The 6743-nt window shown below is 69.6% G+C and carries 7 protein-coding genes and 2 tRNA genes; 5 read left to right on the top strand and 4 right to left on the bottom strand.

Features of this window, described 5'->3' with window-relative positions:
• Positions 1-71: 71 nt before the first annotated feature.
• Positions 72-163: transfer RNA gene (locus tag AC2VOK_RS08920), tRNA-Ser, on the bottom strand.
• Positions 164-252: 89 nt separating this feature from the next.
• Between AC2VOK_RS08920 and hisC the strand changes: the two genes are divergently transcribed.
• Entirely contained in the window at positions 253-1335 is a 1083-nt protein-coding gene (gene hisC / locus AC2VOK_RS08915) for a histidinol-phosphate transaminase (RefSeq protein WP_428900152.1), read from the top strand.
• Between the two features lie 9 nt (positions 1336-1344).
• A complete protein-coding gene (locus tag AC2VOK_RS08910; protein WP_428900151.1) occupies positions 1345-1818 on the top strand; it encodes a DUF4334 domain-containing protein in 474 nt (157 codons plus the stop codon).
• An 85-nt stretch (positions 1819-1903) separates the two neighbouring features.
• On the opposite strand, the gene AC2VOK_RS08905 is transcribed toward AC2VOK_RS08910, so the two are convergent.
• Positions 1904-2503, bottom strand: a complete 600-nt coding sequence (locus AC2VOK_RS08905; RefSeq protein WP_428900150.1) for a TIGR03086 family metal-binding protein — start codon at positions 2501-2503, stop codon at positions 1904-1906.
• Between the two features lie 23 nt (positions 2504-2526).
• Between AC2VOK_RS08905 and AC2VOK_RS08900 the strand changes: the two genes are divergently transcribed.
• On the top strand, positions 2527-3360 hold the full coding sequence (locus AC2VOK_RS08900) for a crotonase/enoyl-CoA hydratase family protein (protein ID WP_428900149.1): 834 nt from the start codon (positions 2527-2529) through the stop codon (positions 3358-3360).
• 19 nt (positions 3361-3379) lie between these two features.
• Positions 3380-4618 carry a lipase LipE gene (gene lipE, locus AC2VOK_RS08895; RefSeq protein ID WP_428900148.1) on the top strand — a complete coding sequence of 413 codons (1239 nt, stop codon included), beginning with the start codon at positions 3380-3382 and terminating at the stop codon, positions 4616-4618.
• Between the two features lie 65 nt (positions 4619-4683).
• On the opposite strand, the gene AC2VOK_RS08890 is transcribed toward lipE, so the two are convergent.
• Positions 4684-4770: transfer RNA gene (locus AC2VOK_RS08890), tRNA-Ser, on the bottom strand.
• 36 nt (positions 4771-4806) lie between these two features.
• Here AC2VOK_RS08890 and AC2VOK_RS08885 point away from each other — a divergent pair.
• Positions 4807-5778, top strand: coding sequence for an NAD(P)H-quinone oxidoreductase (locus AC2VOK_RS08885; protein ID WP_428900147.1), 972 nt, complete (start codon positions 4807-4809; stop codon positions 5776-5778).
• Positions 5779-5856: 78 nt separating this feature from the next.
• On the opposite strand, the gene AC2VOK_RS08880 is transcribed toward AC2VOK_RS08885, so the two are convergent.
• Positions 5857-6743 (bottom strand): cysteine desulfurase-like protein (locus AC2VOK_RS08880; protein ID WP_428900146.1); only part of this gene is annotated, 887 nt, incomplete at its 5' end.

Here is a 6743-nt window from a genome sequence, read left to right as displayed (position 1 = left end):
AACCTTCTGATCCGTAGTCAGATGCTCTATCCGTTGAGCTACGGGCGCATGTGTTCAGTTGTGTGTGCTCCTGGCGGAGGCGAGAGGATTTGAACCTCCGGTCCCCTTTGAGGGGGACAACTCATTAGCAGTGAGCCCCATTCGGCCGCTCTGGCACGCCTCCATCGGACTTTCTGAGGGTACCCGACCCCTTTCCGGTCTCGCGGAACCGCCGGAGGCATAGCGTACACAGCCGCGACATATGCTGTCGAAGTGACCGCCCGCCTGCGCCCCGAGCTGCTCGGGCTTCCGGTCTACGTGCCCGGCAAGACGGTGCCGGGGTCGATCAAGCTGGCCAGCAACGAGACGGTGTTCGGGCCGCTGCCCAGCGTGCGCGCGGCCATCGAGCGGGCCGCCGACAGTATCAACCGGTATCCCGACAACGCCTGCGTCGCGCTGAAGGCGACGCTGGCGCAGCATCTGGGCGCCGGCTTCGGCCCCGAACAGGTCACGGTCGGCTGTGGCTCGGTCAGCCTGTGCCAGCAGCTCGTCCAGATCACCGCAGCGCCCGGCGACGAGGTGGTGATGGGCTGGCACAGCTTCGAGCTTTACCCACCGCTGGTCCAGGTCTCGGGTGCGACGTCGGTCAAAGTGCCGTTGACCGACCACACCTACGACCTCGACGCGATGCTGGCCGCGATCACCGAACGCACCCGACTGATCTTCGTCTGCAACCCCAACAATCCGACGTCCACGGTGGTCGAGCCCGACGCGCTGGCACGGTTCGTCGAGGCCGTGCCGCCCCACATCCTGATCGTCATCGACGAGGCCTACGTCGAATACATCCGTGACGGCATGGTCCCGGACAGCCTGGGACTGGCCCGCAGCCGCAGCAATGTCGTTGTGCTGCGGACCTTTTCGAAGGCATACGGGCTGGCGGGCCTGAGGGTGGGCTATGCGGTGGGTCGGCCGGAGCTGATCACCGCGCTGGACCAGGTGTTCGTGCCCTTTTCGGTGACGAGCGTCTCGCAGGCCGCCGCGATCGCCGCGCTGGACGCCGCCGACGAACTGCTGGCCCGCACCGACGCGGTGGTCGCCGAGCGCACGCGGGTCGGCACCGGGCTGCGCGACGCCGGATTCACCGTGGCGCCGTCGCAGGCCAACTTCGTCTGGCTGCCGCTGGGTTCTCGCACCAGGGACTTCGTGCAGCAGGCGGCCGCCGCGCGCGTGGTGGTGCGCCCGTTCGCGCCCGACGGCGTGCGGATCACCATCGGGGCGCCCGAGGAAAACGACGCCCTGTTGCGGTTCGCCCGCGACTGGATTGCCCGCACCGCACCCTCCCACACCGCACCCTGAGGAGAGACCGTGGACCTGGCCCGCAAGAAGTTCACCGAACTCAAGGAACACGCCGGTGAGATCCCCGACGCCGAGCTCGACGAGTTCTGGGCGACCCTCGAACCCGCGACCATCGAGCAGATGCTCGGCGAGTGGAAGGGCGGCGAGTTCGTCACCGGTCACAAGATGAACGGCCGGCTGGAGAAGGCCGGCTGGTTCGGCAAGACGTTCACGTCGGCGCGCGACGTGCAGCCGCTGGTCTGCCTGGACGCCGACGGCAACAAGTTCTCCAACGTGGAGATGGGCAAGGGCGAGGCCAGCCTGTGGCGCGAGGAGTTCCGCGGCGAGGTCACCGCCACGATGGTCTATGACGGCCAACCCGTGCACGACCACTTCAAGAAGATCGACGACGACGCGGTGATGGGCATCATGAACGGAAAGGGCGTCCTGGATTTCCAGGACGGGATAGGGCGCTACTACTACTTCTATCTCGAACGGGTGTAGCCCGCAGGACCGCGCGTCGAGTGAGCGTCCACGGCGGCGACACGCCGATGGGGCCGGCCCTCAGCTCACACTCAACGCCCTCGTTTCACACCGGACGCGCTCGGCGGGCCGGGTTGCGGCCGGTGAACGCGACCAACCGTTGCAGCGCGCCGGCCCCCTCGGGCGCCTCGACCGGGTCGTCGAAGCCGGCCCTGGCGCGCAGCTCGGGCCTGATGATCCGGTGTCCCAGCTCCAGCACGTACTCGGCCAGCGGTGCGGGGACATCGACGTCACGGCCCACGGCGGTGGCGTAATCCCAGGCGTGGACCAGGAATTCGAGCGACCACGCGGCGCAGGCGTCCCGGGCCGGCATCTCCCCCGTGCCGAAAGCCACGCTGCCGTCCAGACCGCGGCGGCGCCAGGCGTCCAGCGCCGGGCGGGCCGCGGTCACGAGCTGCCGCTCCACCGCGTCGGTGTCGTCGCATGGCGGGATCTCGGCCCCCACCATGCCCCCGAGCGCCCTGACGGAGTTCAGCAGATGCCCGGTCAGCTGCCCCACGTCGTAGTCGGAACACGGCGTCTTGCGGGACAGGTCGTCGCCGGCGATCGGGTGCACGACGTGCGCCAGCACCGCCAGGCAGGCCTCGGCGCTTTCCAGCTCGTCGATCGGCGGGGAGTCTGGTCCGGGTCGCAGATCATGGGGCATGTGGGCCACGCTACGGTCTCGGCATGGCCCACGAAGCAAGAGCGTACGAATCGGTCGCCGTCGAGATCCAGGACCACGTCGCGCGGGTGACGCTGGTCGGACCCGGCAAAGGCAATGCGATGGGGCCGGCGTTCTGGTCGGAGATGCCCGAGCTGTTCGCCGCCCTGGACGCCGACCACAACGTGCGGGCCATCGTGATCACCGGATCCGGCCGCAACTTCAGCTACGGCCTGGACGTGCCCGCGATGGGGGGTACGTTCACCGCGCTGCTCGCCGGTGACGCGCTGGCCCGCCCCCGGGCGGAGTTCCACGCCGAGATCAGGCGCATGCAGAACGCGATCAGCGCCGTCGCCGACTGCCGCACCCCCACCATCGCCGCGGTGCACGGCTGGTGCATCGGCGGCGGCGTCGACCTGATCTCCGCGGTCGACATCCGCTACGCCAGCACCGACGCGAAGTTCTCGGTGCGCGAGGTCAAGCTGGCGATCGTCGCCGACGTCGGCAGCCTGGCCCGGCTGCCGATGATCCTGAGCGACGGCCACCTGCGCGAGCTCGCCCTCACCGGCAAGGACATCGACGCCGCGCGCGCCGAGAAGATCGGTCTGGTCAACGAGGTGTTCGACGACGCCGAGGCGACCCTGGCCGCCGCGCACGCCACCGCGGCCGAGATCGCCGCCAACCCGCCCCTGACCGTGCACGGCGTCAAGGACGTGCTCGACCAGCAACGCATCGCGGCGGTCTCGGAGAGCCTGCGCTACGTCGCCGCCTGGAACGCCGCGTTCCTGCCGTCGAAGGACCTGACCGAGGGCATCTCGGCGACGTTCGAGAAACGACCGGCCCGGTTCACCGGCGAGTGAGACACGTACCCTCGCTGAGGTGACCACACCCGACGGCAGAATCCGCGTGCCCGAGGACCTGGACTCGGTAACCGCGATCGGCGCAGAGGACCACTCCGGGATCGACCAGGCTGCCGTCGAACGCATCTGGCAGGCCGCGCGGCACTGGTATGCGGGCGGCATGCACCCGGCGATCCAGGTGTGCCTGCGGCACAACGGGCGGGTGGTGCTCAACCGGGCGATCGGCCACGGGTGGGGCAACGCCCCGACAGATCCGCCGGACGCCGAGAAGGTTCCGGTCGACACAGACACGCCGTTCTGCGTGTACTCGGCGGCCAAGGGCATCGCCGCGACGGTGGTCCACATGCTCGTCGAACGCGGTGCCTTCTCGCTCGACGACCGGGTCTGCCAGTACCTGCCCACCTTCACCCGTCACGGCAAGGATCGCATCACGATCCGGCACGTGATGACCCACAGCGCCGGCCTGCCGTTTGCCACCGGGCCGCGGCCGGACGTCACCCGAGCCGACGACCACGACTACGCGTGCGAGAAGCTCGCCGAGCTGCGCCCGCTCTACCGGCCGGGCCTGGTGCACATGTACCACGCGCTGACCTGGGGACCGCTGATCCGCGAGATCGTCTGGCGGGCCACCGGCACGGAGATCCGCGAGGTCCTGGCCACCGAGATCCTCGACCCGCTGGGCTTCCGGTGGACCAACTTCGGGGTGGCCAAGCACGACGTGCCGCTGGTCGCGCCGAGCCAGGCGACCGGCCGCCCGGTGCCGCCGGTCGTGGCGAAGATCTTCCGCAAGGCGATCGGCGGAACCGTGCACGAGGTCATCCCCTACACCAACACCCCGATGTTCCTGACGACCATCGTGCCGTCGTCGAACACGATATCGACCGCCGACGAGCTGTCCCGGTTCGCCGAAATCCTGCGCCGCGGCGGCGAACTCGACGGCGTGCGGGTATTGAGCGAGGCCACCCTGCGCGCCGCCGTGGCGCAGTGCCGGCGATTGCGGCCGGACGTCGCGACGGGGCTGATGCCGGCCCGCTGGGGCACCGGGTACATGCTCGGGACGAACCGCTTCGGGCCGTTCGGGCGCCGCGCGCCGGAGGCGTTCGGCAACCTGGGCCTGGCCAACATCGCGATGTGGGCCGACCCGCAGCGCGGCCTCGCGGGCGGCGTCATCAGCAGCGGCAAGCCGGGCCGGGATCCCGAGCTGCGCCGCTACACCGCACTGATGGACAGGATCGCCGCCGAGATCCCCGCCGGCTGAGCCCGGGGGCGGAGCTTCGGTCGACTGCACGTGAAGAACCCGAGGCATGAAAATCTTCTGAACCGCGGTGGCGGAGGGATTTGAACCCCCGGACGGTGTTAGCCGTCTCTCGCTTTCAAGGCGAGTGCATTAGGCCGCTCTGCCACGCCACCGCTGACCAGCGTAACGGGACTAGTAGCGTGGCCGGCATGCGCGCCATTGTCGCCGAATCCTCCGACCTGCTCCCCTGGCAGGACGTTGCCGACGTGTCCGCCGGCGCCGGCGAGGTGCTGATCAAGGTGGCGGCCGCCGGGGTCAACCGGGCCGACATCCTGCAGGCCGCCGGGAAGTACCCACCCCCGCCGGGCGCCAGCGAGACCATCGGCATGGAGGTCTCCGGCGTCGTCGCCGAGATCGGTCCCGGTGTGGCCGAATGGTCTGTGGGACAAGAGGTCTGCGCGCTGCTGGCCGGCGGCGGGTACGCCGAGTATGTCGCCGTCCCCGCCGGGCAGGTGCTGCCGATCCCCGACGGTGTCGACCTGATCGACGCCGCCGGGTTGCCGGAAGTGGCGTGCACCGTGTGGTCGAACGTGGTGATGACCGCCCACCTGCGCGAGGGCCGGCTGTTGTTGGTCCACGGCGGGTCCAGCGGCATCGGGAGCCACGCCATCCAGGTTGCGCGGGCACTGGGCGCCCGGGTGGCCGTCACCGCCGGATCGGCGGACAAGCTCGAGTTCTGCCGCGAGCTGGGCGCCGAGATCCTGATCAACTACCGCGACGAGGACTTCGTCGCCCGGCTGCGCGAGGAGACCGGCGGCGCAGACGTGATCCTCGACATCATGGGCGCGGCCTACCTGGACCGCAACCTCGACGCGCTGGCCACCGACGGGCAACTGGTCGTCATCGGCATGCAGGGCGGGGTCACAGGCGAGCTCAACCTCGGCAAGCTGCTGGTCAAGCGGTTGCGGGTGATCGGCACCACGCTGCGGGGCCGGCCGGTGAGCGGGCCGAACAGCAAGACCGAGATCGTGCGGGCGGTGCGGGACTCGGTGTGGCCCATGCTTGCCGACGGCCGGGTGCGGCCGGTGATCGGCGCGCGGCTGCCCATCGGGCGGGCCGCTGACGCGCACCGCCGGCTGCTGGATGGCAAGGTGACCGGGAAAATCCTGCTGACCGTTTAGGAATGCGCTCGCGAGCGTAACGTGGCTGCGAATTTTGGGCCGGATTTTCTCAGTGCCGTTACGTTCGCGGTGGAGCAGTTAGCCCAAGGACGCCAGCGCACGCACCAACTGGTCGACCTCGGCTGTCGTCGAGTAGTGCGCCAGCCCGACGGTGACGGCGCCGCCGATGTCGTTGACGCCCAGGATATCGAGGGCGCGCGAGTTCTCGTCGATGACGGCCAGGATCCCGTTGTCGGTGAGTCGCTGCATCACCCGCTCGGCGGGCACGTCCTGCACGGCGAAGCTGACCACCGGTATCCGCGCCTCGGGCTGGCCGATCAGCATCACCAGCGGCAGGGAACGCAGCGACACCATCAGGTAGTCGAAGACGTGGTTCAGGTAGGAAATGGCGGACTGCATGGACAGCGGCAGGCGTTCGCGCCGGGTGCCGCGGGCGGATTCGTCGAGGGCCGCGAGGTACTCGATGCTGGCGACCACCCCGGCCAGCAGACCGAACTGGTGTGCGCCGAGCTCGAGCCGCGCCGGGCCGGCCGCCCGCGGGTTGGTGGAGATCGAGGCGAACGAGTTGATCATTTCGGGATCGCGGAACACCATCGCCCCCACAGGCGGACCGCCCCAGGCGGCGGCGTTCACCGCCATCACGTCGACGTCGGTCTCCTTGGCGTCGAGCAGTCGGTAGGGCGCGGCGGCGGAATGGTCCAGCACCACCAGCCCGCCGACGTCGTGTACCAGTTTGGTCATCGCCCGCAGATCGGTGACCGTGCCCAGCGTCGCCGACGCCGAGGTGACCGCGACGAGCCTGGTGGACTTGCCCACCAGGCTCTCCCACTGCCAGGTCGGCAGCTCACCGGTCTCGATGTCCACCTCGGCCCACTTCACCTTGGCGCCGTAGCGGTGTGCCGCCCGCAGCCACGGGGCGATGTTGGCCTCGTCGTCGAGGCGGCTGACGATCACCTCGTAGCCCA

The organism is Mycobacterium sp. TH-M116 (assembly GCF_057473685.1).
The sequence above is the reverse complement of the archived record's forward strand: the minus strand, read 5'-3'. Positions and strand labels throughout refer to the sequence as shown.